The organism is Salinimicrobium sp. TH3, assembly GCF_026676115.1.
In the GTDB taxonomy this organism is placed as follows: domain Bacteria; phylum Bacteroidota; class Bacteroidia; order Flavobacteriales; family Flavobacteriaceae; genus Salinimicrobium.
This window is the reverse complement of record NZ_JAPONB010000001.1, coordinates 434891-451181: the sequence shown is the minus strand read 5'-3', so window position 1 is coordinate 451181 and position 16291 is coordinate 434891. Positions and strand designations below refer to the sequence as shown.

The following is a 16291-nucleotide window of genomic DNA, read 5'->3' as shown; positions in this document are numbered from 1 at the left end:
GTACTAAGCACCAATACACGACTTCTGGACTGAAACCCTAGAGAAAAATATGAAACGGGAAAATTACCTCCTTTACTCCCAGACCAGGAATAATGAAACGGGAGCGCTTAATGTAATTAAGGGAAGTAAAAGTATGGTTAAGGATATGAGCTTCAAAATCAATTCCTGTACTATAACCACCGCTTGAAAAAAGGAGATTTTTGTGGGTAGGGAGTATAGAATCAAACAAAGAAGTAATCTGCTCACCTAACAGGTCATGGCTTTCTGCCTCCTGCTCCTTTTCCTGTACCTGATTAACAGGAAGGTCTAAACTGGCCGAAAAAAGAGAGCAGGTGCTACCCAGAAGCATCAGCAAGAAGAGCTTTACCCTCAAATTCATAATAGATTTTTTCAGCATTTTCATGATCAAATGTAATACATAGTTATGTTAAAAAAACATCGCTCGATCTACAGATGAAATTTTTTTTTGGACGGTTTCACCGGGTACCTTAAGGAACCGGATAAACTAAGCTGTAAAAGGAAAATTTCACTCAGCTGTGTTGCTCACAAAAATGGTCGTTACATCATTTGTCCCCTGTGATTCATAAGTGGCACCAGTTGTTTCTAATGATGTAAGCTTAGTAGAAGTACAACCTCCACTACTCGATTCTTCCAGGGTGAATGCAATAATAAATTCTATTTCTTCAGCGATGGTAACGGTATAGGTATCAGATTTGGCCTCCCAGCCCAAAAGAACATTAAAGACATTTCGCTCAGTCTCAAAACGGACGTCTACTCTTTCCTCTTCATTATTTTCTATTTGGAGTTGATTTGGATTGAATTCGTCTTCGAAGAGATTCTCCCCTGTAGCTTCATCAATGACTTCAAAAGTTAATCCTACAGGACCCGTTTCACAAAGAATACCTTCATCAGATGAAGTACAGCCCGACAATAAAACCATGATAAATAGAACTCTTATTAAATTTTTCATTGTATAGATATTTATAAAGTTTAAGATAGGCTTTTTCAGGGAAAAAAATTTAAACAAAAAAACACCTTGAAAAAAGGTGGGTTTATTATTACACCAGGAATTTGGAATGACACCCCTAAGACACTCATTAATTGATATTTATCATTGAGTGCCGGCCTGTAAAAGATTATTTTAGCAGGATTGGATTTTCTCCCCCGCGTTTTTTCACTCAATATTCATAATCATGAAAGCGATGTTACTGAAAAAGGTGGTAGATATGGATCAGGACCCACAGCCGCTGGTCTTATCTGAAGTTCCAAAACCTGAACCCGGGGAGAAGGAGATCCTCCTAAAGCTGAATGTCTGCGGAGTTTGCCATACTGAAATCGACGAGATCGAAGGCAGAGCCATGCCTGCTTTTTTCCCCATCATTCCCGGCCACCAGGGAGTGGGACGGGTTGAAAAATGCGGAAGTGGCTGCACGAAATTTAAACCGGGAGACAAGGTAGGAGTCGCGTGGATATTTTCTGCCTGTCAAAAATGTCATTTTTGTACATCGGGAATGGAGAACCTATGTGAAAATTTTAAAGCCTCAGGCAGAGATGCACATGGAGCTTATGCTGAATATATGTGCATTAGGGAAGATTTCGCTGTTGGAATTCCAAAAAAACTTAATGATTTACAGGCGGCACCACTACTTTGTGCTGGCGCAATAGGATACCGCTCTGTAAGACTTGCCGCTCCAAAAGACCATGAGAATATTGGATTGATGGGATTCGGAGCCTCGGCACACCTGGTTATTAAAATGCTGCGACATTTACACCCCTCCCTTGCTATCTATGTCTTTTCACGAACGAAAGAAGAACGTGAATTCGCGAGGGAATGCGGTGCAAGCTGGACAGGAGACATAGATGGGCAACCCCCTGTAAAGTTGCAGAGTATTATAGATACAACTCCTGCCTGGAAACCAGTTCTGGAATCCCTGAAAAATCTGCAAAGAGGGGGCCGCCTGGTTATCAATGCTATTCGCAAGGAAAATACTGACCGCGATATTTTAACCAAAATTTCTTATCAAGATCATTTGTGGTTAGAAAAGGAGATAAAGACTGTTGCTAATATTACAACAATGGATGTTTCGGAGTTTCTGCAACTTGCCGTAAAAGCCGGGATTTCACCTACAGTTACAGAATATCCACTTATTAATGCGAATGAGGCACTTTTGGAAATAAAGCAGAAAAAAATTAAAGGGGCTAAAGTTTTAAGGATTAGCAATTCTTAAGTGGTGCAAGATCAATTGAATCTGCCACTTTCCAATTCAAAAAAAGCATCCATACAAGGATCACGATGAGGATTGCAATTATAGCTTCGCTCCACCACTTACAGGTGTATTTGGGACGCTGATGCCGGCTTTTTCCAAGTCTAATGGTGTCATCCCAATATTTTTTAATTTCACTCTGAAAGCTACTGTCAAAAAGTTCTTAAAATACTATTTAAACTGAAATTGACATTTTATAGTTATACATCAAATTGCCTTATTACATTCTAACAACTTAAGGCGCACATCATTTAAAAAAACTGATTACTAACTAATTAAACCTAATGACAATTGTCATTCTTTTTTTTTATTTCTCTTCGTAAATTAGTTTTCAATGTCAATCCCCCCATTTTTTTTTGAAGCAGATCTCGAATGCCTGGAAGGTTCACAACGGCCAAGGTTTTCCCTTCTAATATCTACGGCAGGAACCTGTTTGAGGTGATCTGTGTGAGGTAGTCTGGGAGACCAATCCCCATTTCTGCTTTCAATTTTCCGGCTAATAATAGTGATTGTAAAATTAAAATGTACGGCCATGATCTCTACAGGAAATAAAATCATCAATAATCTCTCAGACTATGAAAAGGAACGAACTTCCTTTTCCTGGGAGACAGTAGGTCGGGACCTGGATCTCGGCCCTGAAGGAAGTGGTAACAATATCACCCACCTGGCGGTTGATTGTCATGCACAGGGTAAGCTAAAAGAAATTGTAGCCTTTAGATTTATTAATAAAGACAAAACCTGGGAGGATTTTTCATATCTGCGCCTAAAAGAAGAAACCTCCCGTTTTGCCAATGTGATCACCGGGCTTGGCCTCCAAAAAGGGGAGACAGTGTTTAGCCTTGCCGGCAGGATTCCGCAGTTATATATTACAGCCCTTGGTACCCTAAAGAGTACTGCTGTTTTTTGTCCGCTATTTTCAGTTTTCGGACCCGAACCTGTTTTTCAGCGGCTTCACAAAGGCGAGGCTAAGATCCTGGTCACCACTTTGGCTATCTATGAAAAGACAGTAAAGCAACTTGAGGAAAGACTGCCTTCGCTGCGGAATATCATTCTGACCGATATTGAAGAACATCGTTCTGAGAAGATCCTTTCCTGGAAGCGGCTTATGAATGAGGCTTCCCCTGATTTTCAAATTCCTCCTACCTCGCCTGAAGATCCTGCTTTGCTGCATTTTACAAGCGGCACTACAGGGATGCCCAAAGGCGCTCTACATGTTCACAAGGCGGTACTGACTCATTATATCACCGGGAAATATGTACTGGATTTTCATCCCGGCGATATTTTCTGGTGCACGGCAGATCCCGGTTGGGTCACCGGCACCTCCTATGGAATTATTGCGCCCCTTGTGAACGGGGTTACTTCAGTTATCGATCAGGAAGAATTCGACGCTATGCGTTGGTATTCCATCCTGGAAGAACAAAAGGTGAATATCTGGTATACGGCTCCCACCGCCATCAGGAGACTAATGCGGATGGACATTAAGCCGCGGGAGAAATTTAAACTGGATGCCCTCCGTGTGATTCTCAGCGTGGGAGAGCCGCTGAGTGCCGAGGCAGTGCTCTGGGGAGAAAAAAACTTTGGAATGCCTATCCTGGACAACTGGTGGCAAACGGAGACCGGCGGCATCATGATCGCTAATTATCCTGCCATGCAGGTTAGACCGGGATCCATGGGCAAACCCCTCCCCGGGATCCAAGCCGCCACAGCCGAGGTGACTGAAGACGGGCTGAAGTTCATCAAAGAAAATGGGAAGCAGGGGCACCTGGTCCTGAAAAAAGGATTCCCCTCCCTGTTCCGTACTTATCTGCATGAAGAAGAACGCTACAATAAATGTTTTGTCGGCGACTGGTACGTCACGGGAGATCTCGCTAAAATGGATGAAGACGGTTATTTCTGGTTCGTTGGCAGAGCCGACGACATCATAAAGACAAGCGGACATATGGTAGGCCCTTTTGAGGTGGAAAGCACCCTGATGCGGCACCATGCCGTAGCCGAAGCCGCTGTGATAGGAAAACCGGAGCCCTCTATAGGGGAATTGGTTAAAGCCTTTATTGTACTGAAACCGGGGAATGAACCCAATGAAGACCTGAAACTGGACATCACCGGTTTTGCCCGTAAGCACATGGGACCTGCGGTAGCTCCCAAAGAAATTGAATTTGTTGAAAGTGTACCCAAGACGAGAAGCGGAAAGATCCTGCGTCGGCTGTTAAAGGCGCGGGAACTGGGTCTGCCCGAAGGTGATATCTCCACTTTAGAAAAAACCTGATCATGGAAAATCAAAAAAATATTGAACCCCAAAAGGCAGCCGATCTTCTTTACCAAATGCTTCTCATGAGAAAATTTGAAGAGAAGAGCGCCGAGCTGTACACAAAAGAAAAGATCAGGGGTTTCCTGCATCTATACATAGGAGAAGAAGCTGTGGCCACCGGAGTTATACAGACACTCAAGCCAGAAGATTATATACTTGGCACCTACCGGGAGCATGCCCATGCCCTGGCCCGGGGTGTTGACGCGGGAGCGATCATGGCCGAAATGTATGGCAAACAGGAGGGCTGCAGCCGGGGAAGGGGCGGTTCCATGCACCTCTTTGATAAGGAAAAGAATTTCTTTGGCGGGAATGCAATCGTGAGCGGTCATCTACCCATGGCCACAGGTATGGCACTTGCTTCCAAAAAGCTCAAAAAAGGTAATATCACCGTCTGCTTTTTTGGAGAAGGCGCGGCAGCAGAGGGGGAATTCCATGAAGCACTCAACCTCGCCTCCCTGTGGAAGGTTCCGGTCCTGTTCGTTTGTGAGAACAACCTGTATGCTATGGGTACTGCCTTGCGCTATTCTCACTCCATGCAGGAGCTAGAGAAAAAAGGCCAGGCTTATGGTATAGAATCGGCGGCAGTAGACGGTATGGACCTGCTACGCGTGATGGAAGCTGCCACTAAGGCTGTGGATCTGGTAAGGAGTACTGGCAATCCCTATCTGCTGGTGTGCAACACCTACCGCTTTAGGGCGCACTCCATGTTTGACGCGGAATTATATCGTGATAAAGCTGAAGTGGAAGAATGGAAAAAGCGGGACCCCATCCCTCAGTTTAGGGAGTATTTGCTGAAGGAGAATCTAATAAATGAAGAACAGATTGGAGAAATGGAAGAAAGGCTTAAACAGGAAATTCAGAAAGCTGTGGATTTTGCTGAAGCCGGTACCTGGGAACCTGAAGAAGATCTGGGCAAATTTGTCTACACCCAAAATTCTGCATCATGAGTGAAATGATCAAAATAACCTATCGCGAGGCACTAAAAGCCGGGATCAGGGAAGCCCTAACCAATGACGAGCGGGTTTTTCTCATGGGAGAAGACGTGGGTCGCTACGGTGGTGCCTTTGCTGTGAGTAAAGGTCTGCTACAGGAGTTCGGGGAAGACCGGGTGATGGATGTACCTCTGTCTGAATCGGGTTTCGTAGGCGCGGGAATAGGAGCCTCTTTAGCAGGTATGAAACCTATTGTGGAGGTAATGACGGTTAATTTCGGACTCCTTCCCATGGACCAGATCGTGAACAATGCCGCCACCATGTTACATATGTCGGGCGGACAGATCAATGTTCCGGTGGTGATACGAATGAGCTGCGGAATAGGAAAGCAGCTGGCCGCCCAGCATTCCCACAGCTGGGAGCCTCTGTTTGCCCATATACCGGGGCTGGTGGTCCTATCGGTGGGTACCCACGAAGACGCCCGGGGAATGCTGCATACCGCACTTGAGCATCCCGACCCTGTGATCATCTTTGAATACACCTCTATGCTGAACAGGGAAGCTGAAATACCCGCCGATGCAGGTCCCATGGATATTTCCCTGGCTAAAGTGAGGCGGGAAGGAAAGGATATCTCCATCATTACCTACGGCATAGGAGTACATAAATCCATGGAGGCAGCAGAGAAGCTTGCGGAACAGGGAATAGACGCAGAGGTTATTGACCTGCGGGTCCTACGGCCACTGGACGAAAAGTGCTTCTTAGAATCGGTGGTTAAAACCCACCGGGCTTTGCTCGTTGAGGAAGCCTGGGGTTCAATTAATGTTTCTTCAGAAGTGAGTGCCCGCATCATGGAAAAAGCCTTTTTTGATCTCGATGCCCCGGTGAAAAGATTAGGTGGGGTTGAGGTACCTATTCCCTATCCCCTGCACCTCGAAAATGCTTCGGTACCGCAGGTGGACGATATAGTAAACGCGGTAATAAAAATTCTACGGCCATGACAGACTTTAAAATGCCAAGCCTTGGGGCAGATATGGAAGCAGGGACGCTGGTGGAATGGAGAAAAAAACCGGGAGACCTGCTTCAGCCCGGCGATATCATTGCTGAAGTAGATACTCAAAAAGGCCTTATTGAGATCGAAGTTTTTGAAGGAGGGATACTGGATAAATACCTCATCGAAGTAGGAGATAAAGTACCGGTGGGGACACCTATGGCCAGCCTGAGGCCCGAAGGAACTACCGGAGTACCGGCAAAAGAGGTTAAAGAGCAGGTACATCCCATTCAGGAAAAAGAAAAACCGGAAGAAGCACAGGCTACAGAGCATTCTGAAAAGGTAAACATCCCTTCCAAAGAGAAACTTTCCGAAGAGAAATCTTTTAAAGATAAACCTTCAGAAGAAACATCTTCCGAAGAGAAACTTTCCGAAGAAAAACACAGGATAAAAATCTCCCCTCTCGCCCGAACTATCGCCGAAAAAAACCGGCTGGACCTCTCGGGGATAACAGGAACGGGTGAAGGCGGAGCGATCATCAAGGCCGATGTGGAAAAAGCCATGGCTGCCAAAAAAGAGGAAAAACATGAGGAAACTCTAGAGAAGAAGATCGAAGAACAGGTTCCTGAACGACCTGTTAAAGAACAGAAAACTACGGAACCTGCTGCCGCAGGAATAAGTCCGCAGGAATCCATTCGAAAAGCGGTGGCAGCGGCGATGAGTCTTTCCAACCGGGAGATCCCACATTACTATCTTGAAAAGAGGATCGATATGCTGAAGGCTTTGACCTGGTTAAAAGAGACCAACCAGCAAAGAGAAATTTCGGCCCGCCTTATGCCTGCAGTACTATTTATCAAAGCCGTCGCCAAAGCGATCGACAGCGCCCCCGCTCTTAATGCGGTGTGGGAGAACGGCCTGCAACTTAAGAATGAGATCAATATTGGTTTTGTAGTTTCCCTGCGGTCGGGCGGAATACTGGTGCCGGCCATTAAAAATGCAGATCTTAAAAGTACCGATGAAATTATGATCTCTCTTAATGATATTATTCCCCGGGCCCGGGCGATGAGACTGCGGAGTTCTGAACTCAGTGAGTCCACCATCACCCTAACCAGCCTGGGAGAGAACGGTGCCGATAAGGTATTTGGTGTGATCTATCCGCCGCAGGTTGCCATTGTTGGTTTTGGTAGTATAATCGATGAGCCGGTAGTTCAAAAGGGTATGCTTGCCTTTAGACCTGTTGTTCACGTAACCCTGGCCGGTGATCACCGGGCAACAGACGGACTCACCGGCAGCCGCTTCCTGGAAGCATTGAATAACCATTTACAAAATCCCGAAACCTTATGACACGAGAACAGATACGATCGGACATTTTTGAGCTGCTTAAGAAAACAGCTCCCGAAACAGACCCTACAAGGCTTGGACCCGATGAAAACATCAGGGAGGCACTCAACATTGATTCATTTGATGCCCTGCAGTTCCTGGTGGCCATTAATGAGAAAATGGGAATTGATATTCCTGAAGAAGATTATGGCAAAACCACCACGTTAAAATCGCTTACAGATTATTTAGAGCTAAGATCAAAAGCAGGAAATTAAACCAATCTCTGTTATTTTCCAAAATTTGACATCCACTCCTGCAGAATTACAAAAACATTTTCTGAAAAAAATAATCTTCGCGGTAACAAAGAGGGCATGGATGCAAAACATAATTTATTCAAACTGGAGTGAAAAGCAGAAAATTCATATACCTAAGCACATATATGTCGAATGGATTAAGATTTTTTCCAGAATACTCCTGCTGAAAACCGGGTTTAAGTAGAGAGAAATAATTGCTGATAAACATCATTCCTTAATCGGTATAACCATTTTGTATTTAGATAATGAAAAAGGTTTCGCTTTATTTTTAATTAAACAAAAATGTCATGAGGGCTGATCAAAAAATTAAAGAGGAGGTTGTCCAGCAACTTGAGTGGGAACCTCACATCGACGCCACAGGAATCGGAATTGCTGTAAGAGATGGAATAGTAACTCTTAGTGGAAGAGTAGGTACTTATTATGAGAAATTACTTGCGGAAAAAGCAGTTAGTAAGGTTCGGGGGGTGCGAGCGGTTGTTGAGAAACTGAAGACCGAAATTTCCCAATCAAATGAACGTTCGGATGAAACCATCGCAAAGGCTGCTTTAAATCATTTGAAGAGCCATTCCCAGGTTCCTTTTGAACAAATAAACCTAAAGGTAGAGGAAGGCTTTATTACCCTGGAGGGTGAAGTTGATTGGAACTATCAGCGGGAAGCAGCTCAAAAGGCAATTCAGTTTTTGACTGGAGTCAGAGGAGTGAAAAATAATCTAAAAGTACGACCCGCTACAAAACCGGACGATCTAAAAAGGAAGATTAGGGACTCCTTTGAAAGAAATGCTGTTATTGACGCTGATCATATTGATATAAAGTTGATAGGACACAGAATTATTTTATCCGGCTCTGTTCATTCCTGGCTTGAAAAGAAACAAGCTGAAAAAATTGCTTTAAATGCACCAGGCATTAATAAAGTTGAGAATAATATTCTTATTAAAACGCCTCAGGATTATGTGGAATAACACGTAGTTGATCTAATTAAAAAAGAATCAAAAAAGTTTATGACTATGAACTCGAAATTGAAGTACAAAGAATTAGTCCTGGAGAAGGCAATAGATCGGCAAAAACAAATCATTAATGATTTCCGAGGAAGTATTCAGGAGATGAAAAACAGTGAGATGGCCGTAAATGAAGATCAATATGATTTGGGACAGGGAGGATTCAACAGTGGAAGCAGTGAAATGATCGAGAATTTAGACAGGGAATTAAATTTTGTTCTAAAGGAAATGGATCTGTTGCAAATATTAAAAGAAAATTTAGGGATCAAGGACCGGGTTGCTCTGGGAAGTATTGTAGAAACCGATAAGGCCACTTTTTTTCCTTCGGTTAGTATTGAGAATTTTGATGTGAATGGAAAATCCTTTCTCGGAATATCAAGGGATTCTCCGATTTTTCAGGAAATGACGGGGAAAAAGAAAGGGGAAAGTTTCCGTTTTGGAGACCAGGAATATTTCATCGTCGATCTTTATTAGATTTGCAGAAGAGCACTCTCCGCTTTCGTTGTCATTCGAGCGGGATTTGCAGAAATAGTAGCAAGGACGATAAAAGAATAAGAAACAAAAAAAACCACCTTAAAAAGGTGGTTTTGCAAGTAGCGGGAACTGGACTCGAACCAGTGACCTTCGGGTTATGAGCTGCAATTAGGAAAACATCAAAATTCTAAAAACCCGTATAAACACTATTGTTTACAGAGGTTACCATTTTTACAGATATCAAAAAAAAGGGGTTAAAATGAAATTATTCTGTACTTATTCTGTACTAGTTTTTTGAACTTTTAACTATCTTTAATAGTTTAAAAATAAGTGGATTATGGCCAGTATAAAAGTTGTCCTTCGCAAAAACATGATCAAGAAAGATGGAACTATTCCTCTTGCTCTTAGAATCAGTGAAAATTATAAGACAAATTATCATTGGCTGGGACACTACGTTTTGGAGAAGGATTGGGATAAAAAGTTTCAAAAGGTTAAGAAGAGTCACCCTAACCATAAAAAACTGAACCATTTCCTGATGAAGAAAATTACTGAGGCTCAGGATCTGTATTTTCATGCAGAAGATGATTTGACACCCAAGCAAATCAAAAATAAGCTCAAAGGACCGGGAGGTTCGCAATCTTTCTTAGCTGTAGCCGCCGAACGTGTAAAGCAAAAGCACGACAAAGGAACTTTTTCTGTCGCAAAATCTGAGTTATCTATTCTTTACAACCTGGAAGAGTTCTTAAACCTTAAGACCTCTCTGAAGAAAGAAGAAGTCATAAAAGGAATAAAGGAACGGAGACGCTTAAGAGTAAGTAAGACCAGAAAAGGTCAACTTACTTTCGAGGATGCCATTTCTTATTTTAAGAAGAATACGCGGCTGGAGTTCCGGGAAATCAATGAATCTTTTCTGAATAAGTACAAGATCTTTTGCTCCACTTATATGGGGCACAAGACCCGAACTATTACCAATCAACTTATTTTCATTAGAACGCTCTTCAATGTCGCCATAAAAGATGGAATTGTTTCTCCCAAATATTATCCTTTTGCGGGCGACAAAGAAAAGATCAGGATAGGCTCAGGGAACAAAATAGGTTTAACCTCTGAAGAAGTGACCAGAATAGAAAATCTTGCGGCGGAAAACCATTCTTCTATGTGGCATACCAGGAATATCTGGCTTGTTTCATTCTACTTTGCAGGTATAAGGATCTCAGATGTAGTAGCACTTAAATGGTCAGACATAAAGGATGGTCGCCTCTACTATGTGATGAATAAAAATGAAAAGCCACTGAGCTTTAAAGTTCCGGACAAAGCCAAAGCTATCTTTAACCTATACCTGGAGGATAAAAAGGAAAACAACGGCTACATTTTCCCTTTTTTAAAAGATGCAGATCCACAGGATCAGAAAAGCGTATTTGTAAAAATGAGGAATGCTACCAAAGTTTTGAATAAATTTCTGAAGCGAATAGCTGAAGAATGTGAAATAGACAAAAACCTTTCTAATCACATTGCCCGCCATACTTTCGGAAACATAGCAGGCGATAAAATCCACCCTCTCATGCTCCAAAAACTTTATAGGCACAGTGACCTCAAAACCACCTTAAATTATCAGGCAAATTTTATTCACAAAGAGGCAGATGATGCATTGGAGAGTGTAATAAATTTTCACTAGTGATAAAAGTTTCAAACAAATTTTAAAACCTTCTTTTGTTGATAAAGCAGGATCTTTATTGTTTCTATACTCCTGCAGAAAAGTCTGTTCCTTATAATGATTTAGAGTCCTCAGAAAAAATCAAATATGTATCGACGCAAGCAAAGATGAGCATAAGGCCTAAGAAAAGCATCAGGTTCTGAGTAACTGTTGCGCTAGGAAAGATAAAATTGAGGCCATAAATACAAAGTAAAATGTTTAAGAACCAAATAGAAAATGAATAAATTCTTAAACCAGAGGAAAGACGTTTAATTCTGTCATGTAGTTTTATTTTGATATCCTTAAAATGTTCAAGTTCTTCCACATGTTCTTCAAAAAAAGATTGACTGCTCAGTAATGAAAAGTCGTAGTCCATCTGGACTTTAGTTGAAATCAAATCTTTCCAATATATATGGATCAAGTAGCTTATATAGACAGTAAAGATAAAGAGTCCCGTCAGAACCAAAGATATCCCCGTTTCAGAATCATTTAGACGGTTTATGGCAAATGCAGAAGCAGCTACAGATAAAGGAAGAGCTAAAATTTGTCCTGAAATTTTGTTTAGCACTTCATTCTGACCCGAATAATATTTGTTTTTATACTCCTTGTATTCAGCTTTTATTTTTTCCAAAGAAATACCATGAAGGTAAACGTTGAAATTAAGTTTAGCTTCCTGGACAACTTCCTTCAACTGATGACAAATACAGGACAACTTATCGCCCGAAATATTGTAGCATTTATCGATAAGAGAGTTTTTCAAAAAAATGGGAAATTGATCGTTGGATTCGTATAGATCTAAAAAATCCTGTACATCAGTTGAGATATTTTTCATCTCATTAAGATCAGGAAGGCCCCTTTGGGGGTATCTTATAACTAATCGCTTTTTTTCAGCGAAGGCAGTTAGAACAAAACTTCTATTGCTCTCTGAGAAGAAATCTACTAAAGAGAAAATGTCATCAGCCTCCTTTCGAGCCTCAGCCTTGAAAAAATTCAGAAGCCTAAAATAACTCTCCGCATTTTGCATTAGGAAAGTGTCTGAAGCTACTTCACCATTTACTTTACTTTTCTTTTCTTCATGATCATACCAAAGAAAATCGTTATCATTGATTTTGTGAACTACAATATCATTATCAAAAGCTGTTGCCTTGATCTCCTTGTTAAATTCTACGACACTGTTGAAAAAAGTAAATGGGAGTTGATACTTTTCAAACGCTATTTTATTTTGGATTATTTCAACTGAAATTCCGATGTCGTCGAGAAAGACTTCTAAATTGTTGTCCTCGGGAAATTCCAGCTTTTTGGTTTCGGTTTCATGATAGAACCATTCAAATTCTGGATTTTGAAAAAGAAATCGATAAATTTCTAAACTATTCATCTAACTTCTGAAACTTATTTTTCAGAACCTGGTTATCTATTACCAAGAGATTACCTTCTCCAGAGTATATGCGCCCCTGATCAATATCCGATCTGGAGAAACTCACTCGGATCTTGCCGGAAGATATAGAATACTTTTTAAATCTGGAAAGAATTGAAGCTACAGCCCGGAACTCTTGATTGATATCTATGTTATTATTTTCTATGACGGTGGCCAAATAATCCTTGTCATCCCAAAACGCACTACTCAATTCACTTATTTTCACCACTCTTCCAACTGATTGGATATAGTCATAAACACTATTCCGAAGTTTTTCTGGCTCATAAACAGCTTGCGTCGCTGGGTCAATCGGCATTTCAACATGATTATTAATCAAATTGACAAGAGTTTTTGTGTCCTCTAAGTTCTTCTCTGATAGACGCACTTCAATCCAACTAACGAAATAATCTGATATATCAGCTTGTTTAAAGGTGAAGTGCAAATACCTGCTTTTATTTTTTTGGAGCTTATTCTTGTTTATTCTGGCCGCCATGGCCAACTTTTTTGTATTTATAATAACTGTTTTGTTTACTATAAACGTTCCATCTTCATCTTTGTCGAAAATGATTTCTTCACTATCACGAACTAAAAATACCCCCACATAGTCCAGACCGTTATTCTTATAATCGGCATAAACAAAGTATCCGCCAGTAGCAAGATTAGAACCTGTCAATAAATCGTTGATTCTTCTGATTGACCTTTTAGTGAAATGGAGAAAAGCTTCTTCAGTCTCATCATCAACAAATGTTCTAATTGTTTCCTGAAAATCATTTCTTTCTTCTAAAAATTCGCTACGAATAACTTTTTCATCCTTCTTAAAAGCTTCATTCAATTTTTCAATTAGATTTTGAACATTCTCATTTATTTTTAGGATATTGTCTGTTTCGTAAAGCTCAGTATAATTAACTCCCTGCTCCTTGGCGATTTGATGAATTACAACTTTGGATATCTCCATATTACCTATAACTGTTTTGAGAACTTTTGCAAGATGGAAACCTTCTCCTTCTCCGCCTCGAGCAGTCTTTCGTACAACTTTTTATTTTCCTCGTAGGCTTCTACTAACTTGTCGAGAGGATTAAAGGTGCATCCATAATTCACGGCAGATGAATTGTCTACATGGTAGGTGTTCCCAATTATGTTCAGAATTGCCTCCTCAGAAAAATTTTCTATTCCTTCTTTAGTAACTCCTAAGGCTTTAGCTACTTTTTCCAGTTTTTCTTCCTCTATTGATTCGCTTTGTTCAAGATGAGATACACTTTGTTGGCTGATACCAAGTTCTGCGGCAAGAGCTTCCTGCTTCATGCCTCGAAGTTCCCGGATACGGCTGATTTTACGGCCAATGTGGTTAGATTTAGTTGCTGTTTCCATACTTAAAAATAAAACTTCTTCTTTTAAATAATTCGCTGTTTTCCAAAATTGGTAAAATACAATCCTTCTTTGGTAAAGTACCAGTGTTTCTGGTTTGGTACGGTACCAACTCGATATAGCTTGTAGGGAAGTTAAAGAGTCGGAATATTAACGCCAATTTAGGAAAATTATGGAACATGCTGTTGAAAATTTTGAAGCTATTGACCCTGCTGCAATGGAGGAATTCAGAAGGAGAATAAAAGAAGTAGAAGAAGTCGCACAGGTATATCTTTTAGAAGATCCTTTTGAAGGTATAATTGTTACTTCCATCTTAAAAGAAGATTGTCTGATGAATTCGACAGAACTTTCTTCGCAAGTTGAGAAGATACTGAAGACTCTCCCGAGCAAACGACGTAGGATATATTCCTTTACCTATGCACAGGAAGAATTGAGCAAAGGCAATCTGTACTTTATTAAGAACTGCCTCTTAGGAAAGCCGATTTATGGATCGCAGATCTCTGTAATCTCCTTAAATGAAGAAAGGGAAAATGTGGAATTTCTTCTAAAAAAGGCTACCTCCAACTTCGAAAGGGAAATTAACCGAATCAGTTCTTTTACAGAAGGAATTAGCTTTTACAGGAAAAGAAAAGAATGGGCTGGCGCAGCATTTCTGATTCATCAAAAAATTGAATGGCTCTATCGCTGCATGGAGACTTTTGCAATGGGAAAACCATTGATTTGCCATAAAATTAAAAATCATCTGGTTTATGCCCATCCATTCATTCATGGCGCTGGCCCGATTTTCAACACAGACAAGAGAGTCGAACTTCAATTACTGGAAGTTTTAGATAGAGCATACAGCGAGAGCCGGTACCATTCCGCATTTGATGTTACCAAAAGAGAAATAAAGGTTTTAGAGGAAAGAGCTCAAATAATGGAGAACCAGGTAAGGGAAATTTTCAGTTTCCGATTTGAGGGTTGTCAAAAACTCCTGGCTAAAGGAAGAGAAAATATACATATGAGAACTGCTGAAGTCGAAGTGGATCCCTCATTAGGTGATGATGAGGAAAAGGTTTTTAAACTTCTAAAGGAGACCGTTTCTGAAATGGTAACTCCACTAAAGATCGTTTCTTTTGGGAAAAGGAAAGGTTATAGAGTGAGACAAAACTTTGAAGGAACTCAAACTACTTCTTTTTTAAATTATGATCTATTAGTGGTGACCAATGATACAGTCGGTATTTATCCAAGTAGAATCTCCCAGCTGATTACTGAGAAAAGCAAGGGGCTAATTACCACCTCCATAATAGTCACAACTCCAAAAAGGATAGAGCAGGCCCTTTGTAAGGGAAACTTATTTCTTCACCGCATTTTAAAAGAAGGGACACTTGTCTATTCAGATCCTCAATTTTCAATAGAAATACCAGACCAGGTAAAACCGTCTGAAGAAGATATACAGAAAATCAAGAGAGATTTTTCCATCCGTCAAAGTAGAGCTCACGGCTTCTTGAGAGCTACCTCCGAAGTTGAAGGAGACGATGATGCCACAGAACTGAGTCTGCAACATCTTGCCCTACAGCAAATCAGCTTGGGAGCCATTTACGTAATCCTAGGTTTGCGTCCCGATAATACAAAGCTGGAATACCTCCTGGACCTTTGCAGCAACTTTTCAGATGCTCCTGATTCTTGTTTCCCCAGAAAGTATGAAGAAGATCAGAGGTTGTTCAACAAGTTAATCAATTCTACTCAAGACCTAAAATTTAAAACAAGTGACCGGCACAGTCTTGTAGATACAGATATTCTCCTTACCAGAAGTCAGGCTTTTATTAATGAGATGGAGAATGTTGTCGAGGAAAAGATAAAAGCACTGGAGATAGAACTAAAAGAGAAGAATAATGAAAACGCAGAAAACTAAAGAACAGGCAATGGTAGAGTTGCTAAAAAATAAGCTGGTAATACTAAAGCCGCACGACACCTACAAGGGAAAATATAAGGTCGATCTGCTTTACGTAGAAGGTTATGGTGAATTATTGTTCACCATTCGTTCCCTACTCTACCTATGCATCAATTCTCTTGAGCATGGAGATTTTAAAGCCTATTCCGCAGATCGTAATCCCAAGCATAACATTCAAGATGTGCTAGAGCTTGCCTCAAGAATGATTCCCGTTGAAGAGGGAGATCTTTTGGATGAGTTGAGGGGGATAGTAGGAGATAAGAAGTCTTAAATTGTGAATTTTTTCAGCATTTA

Annotated in this window: 16 protein-coding genes; 11 read left to right on the top strand and 5 right to left on the bottom strand. The window is 41.0% G+C overall.

Annotated features, from left to right (window positions below):
• Nucleotides 1-37: 37 nt before the first annotated feature.
• Both OU683_RS01905 and OU683_RS01900 read right to left on the bottom strand, forming a co-directional pair.
• The gene (locus tag OU683_RS01905) at nucleotides 38-379 is read right to left on the bottom strand and encodes a hypothetical protein (RefSeq protein ID WP_268134595.1); all 342 of its coding nucleotides are present in this window, start codon (nucleotides 377-379) and stop codon (nucleotides 38-40) included.
• Between the two features lie 147 nt (nucleotides 380-526).
• A complete protein-coding gene (locus OU683_RS01900) occupies nucleotides 527-970 on the bottom strand; it encodes a hypothetical protein (RefSeq protein WP_268134593.1) in 444 nt (147 codons plus the stop codon).
• A gap of 223 nt (nucleotides 971-1193) precedes the next feature.
• On the opposite strand from OU683_RS01900, the gene OU683_RS01895 reads away from it, so the two are divergent.
• The 9 genes from OU683_RS01895 (at nucleotide 1194) to OU683_RS01855 (ending at nucleotide 11267) form a co-directional block, all read left to right on the top strand.
• Complete coding sequence (locus OU683_RS01895; RefSeq protein WP_268134591.1) at nucleotides 1194-2228, top strand: zinc-dependent alcohol dehydrogenase family protein; 1035 nt, start codon at nucleotides 1194-1196, stop codon at nucleotides 2226-2228.
• A 568-nt stretch (nucleotides 2229-2796) separates the two neighbouring features.
• On the top strand, nucleotides 2797-4530 hold the full coding sequence (gene acsA, locus OU683_RS01890) for an acetate--CoA ligase (protein ID WP_268134589.1): 1734 nt from the start codon (nucleotides 2797-2799) through the stop codon (nucleotides 4528-4530).
• Between the two features lie 2 nt (nucleotides 4531-4532).
• Nucleotides 4533-5519 carry a pyruvate dehydrogenase (acetyl-transferring) E1 component subunit alpha gene (gene pdhA, locus OU683_RS01885; protein WP_268134587.1) on the top strand — a complete coding sequence of 329 codons (987 nt, stop codon included), beginning with the start codon at nucleotides 4533-4535 and terminating at the stop codon, nucleotides 5517-5519.
• Nucleotides 5516-6502, top strand: a complete 987-nt coding sequence (locus OU683_RS01880; RefSeq protein WP_268134585.1) for an alpha-ketoacid dehydrogenase subunit beta — start codon at nucleotides 5516-5518, stop codon at nucleotides 6500-6502. Before pdhA ends, OU683_RS01880 begins: the two co-directional genes overlap by 4 nt.
• Complete coding sequence (locus tag OU683_RS01875; protein ID WP_268134583.1) at nucleotides 6499-7836, top strand: dihydrolipoamide acetyltransferase family protein; 1338 nt, start codon at nucleotides 6499-6501, stop codon at nucleotides 7834-7836. The genes OU683_RS01880 and OU683_RS01875 overlap by 4 nt, the downstream gene beginning before the upstream one ends.
• Nucleotides 7833-8087 carry an acyl carrier protein gene (locus OU683_RS01870; RefSeq protein ID WP_268134581.1) on the top strand — a complete coding sequence of 85 codons (255 nt, stop codon included), beginning with the start codon at nucleotides 7833-7835 and terminating at the stop codon, nucleotides 8085-8087. The genes OU683_RS01875 and OU683_RS01870 overlap by 4 nt, the downstream gene beginning before the upstream one ends.
• A gap of 326 nt (nucleotides 8088-8413) precedes the next feature.
• On the top strand, nucleotides 8414-9085 hold the full coding sequence (locus OU683_RS01865; protein ID WP_268134579.1) for a BON domain-containing protein: 672 nt from the start codon (nucleotides 8414-8416) through the stop codon (nucleotides 9083-9085).
• Between the two features lie 45 nt (nucleotides 9086-9130).
• Nucleotides 9131-9595: a hypothetical protein gene (locus tag OU683_RS01860; RefSeq protein WP_268134577.1), complete on the top strand. Its 465-nt coding sequence runs from the start codon at nucleotides 9131-9133 to the stop codon at nucleotides 9593-9595.
• Between the two features lie 337 nt (nucleotides 9596-9932).
• Nucleotides 9933-11267, top strand: coding sequence for a tyrosine-type recombinase/integrase (locus tag OU683_RS01855; RefSeq protein ID WP_268134575.1), 1335 nt, complete (start codon nucleotides 9933-9935; stop codon nucleotides 11265-11267).
• 91 nt (nucleotides 11268-11358) lie between these two features.
• Here the strand turns inward: OU683_RS01855 and OU683_RS01850 are convergent, their stop codons facing one another.
• Genes OU683_RS01850 through OU683_RS01840 form a run of 3 tightly spaced genes read right to left on the bottom strand, consistent with a single transcriptional unit; the run spans nucleotide 11359 to nucleotide 14067 of the window.
• The gene (locus OU683_RS01850) at nucleotides 11359-12660 is read right to left on the bottom strand and encodes a hypothetical protein (RefSeq protein ID WP_268134573.1); all 1302 of its coding nucleotides are present in this window, start codon (nucleotides 12658-12660) and stop codon (nucleotides 11359-11361) included.
• Nucleotides 12653-13654, bottom strand: coding sequence for a nucleoid-associated protein (locus OU683_RS01845; RefSeq protein WP_268134571.1), 1002 nt, complete (start codon nucleotides 13652-13654; stop codon nucleotides 12653-12655). Before OU683_RS01845 ends, OU683_RS01850 begins: the two co-directional genes overlap by 8 nt.
• Before the next feature lie 5 nt (nucleotides 13655-13659).
• A complete protein-coding gene (locus tag OU683_RS01840; protein ID WP_268134569.1) occupies nucleotides 13660-14067 on the bottom strand; it encodes a helix-turn-helix domain-containing protein in 408 nt (135 codons plus the stop codon).
• 169 nt (nucleotides 14068-14236) lie between these two features.
• Here OU683_RS01840 and OU683_RS01835 point away from each other — a divergent pair, with 169 nt between their 5' ends.
• Together OU683_RS01835 and OU683_RS01830 are read left to right on the top strand one after the other, a co-directional pair.
• Entirely contained in the window at nucleotides 14237-15958 is a 1722-nt protein-coding gene (locus tag OU683_RS01835) for a hypothetical protein (protein ID WP_268134567.1), read from the top strand.
• Nucleotides 15939-16268 (top strand): hypothetical protein, encoded by a 330-nt coding sequence (locus OU683_RS01830; protein WP_268134565.1) that lies wholly within the window; start codon nucleotides 15939-15941, stop codon nucleotides 16266-16268. Before OU683_RS01835 ends, OU683_RS01830 begins: the two co-directional genes overlap by 20 nt.
• The last annotated feature ends 23 nt before the right edge of the window (nucleotides 16269-16291 follow it).

Bases quoted from the DNA above. Each gene is read 5' to 3' on its own strand.
- acsA (WP_268134589.1), top strand. From the start codon at position 2,797: ATGATCTCTACAGGAAATAAAATCATCAATAATCTCTCAGACTATGAA.
- OU683_RS01845 (WP_268134571.1), bottom strand. From the start codon at position 13,654: ATGGAGATATCCAAAGTTGTAATTCATCAAATCGCCAAGGAGCAGGGA.
- OU683_RS01895 (WP_268134591.1), top strand. From the start codon at position 1,194: ATGAAAGCGATGTTACTGAAAAAGGTGGTAGATATGGATCAGGACCCA.
- OU683_RS01905 (WP_268134595.1), bottom strand. From the start codon at position 379: ATGAATTTGAGGGTAAAGCTCTTCTTGCTGATGCTTCTGGGTAGCACC.
- OU683_RS01855 (WP_268134575.1), top strand. From the start codon at position 9,933: ATGGCCAGTATAAAAGTTGTCCTTCGCAAAAACATGATCAAGAAAGAT.
- OU683_RS01880 (WP_268134585.1), top strand. From the start codon at position 5,516: ATGAGTGAAATGATCAAAATAACCTATCGCGAGGCACTAAAAGCCGGG.
- OU683_RS01830 (WP_268134565.1), top strand. From the start codon at position 15,939: ATGAAAACGCAGAAAACTAAAGAACAGGCAATGGTAGAGTTGCTAAAA.
- OU683_RS01840 (WP_268134569.1), bottom strand. From the start codon at position 14,067: ATGGAAACAGCAACTAAATCTAACCACATTGGCCGTAAAATCAGCCGT.
- OU683_RS01865 (WP_268134579.1), top strand. From the start codon at position 8,414: ATGAGGGCTGATCAAAAAATTAAAGAGGAGGTTGTCCAGCAACTTGAG.
- OU683_RS01860 (WP_268134577.1), top strand. From the start codon at position 9,131: ATGAACTCGAAATTGAAGTACAAAGAATTAGTCCTGGAGAAGGCAATA.
- OU683_RS01870 (WP_268134581.1), top strand. From the start codon at position 7,833: ATGACACGAGAACAGATACGATCGGACATTTTTGAGCTGCTTAAGAAA.
- OU683_RS01900 (WP_268134593.1), bottom strand. From the start codon at position 970: ATGAAAAATTTAATAAGAGTTCTATTTATCATGGTTTTATTGTCGGGC.
- OU683_RS01875 (WP_268134583.1), top strand. From the start codon at position 6,499: ATGACAGACTTTAAAATGCCAAGCCTTGGGGCAGATATGGAAGCAGGG.
- OU683_RS01835 (WP_268134567.1), top strand. From the start codon at position 14,237: ATGGAACATGCTGTTGAAAATTTTGAAGCTATTGACCCTGCTGCAATG.
- pdhA (WP_268134587.1), top strand. From the start codon at position 4,533: ATGGAAAATCAAAAAAATATTGAACCCCAAAAGGCAGCCGATCTTCTT.
- OU683_RS01850 (WP_268134573.1), bottom strand. From the start codon at position 12,660: ATGAATAGTTTAGAAATTTATCGATTTCTTTTTCAAAATCCAGAATTT.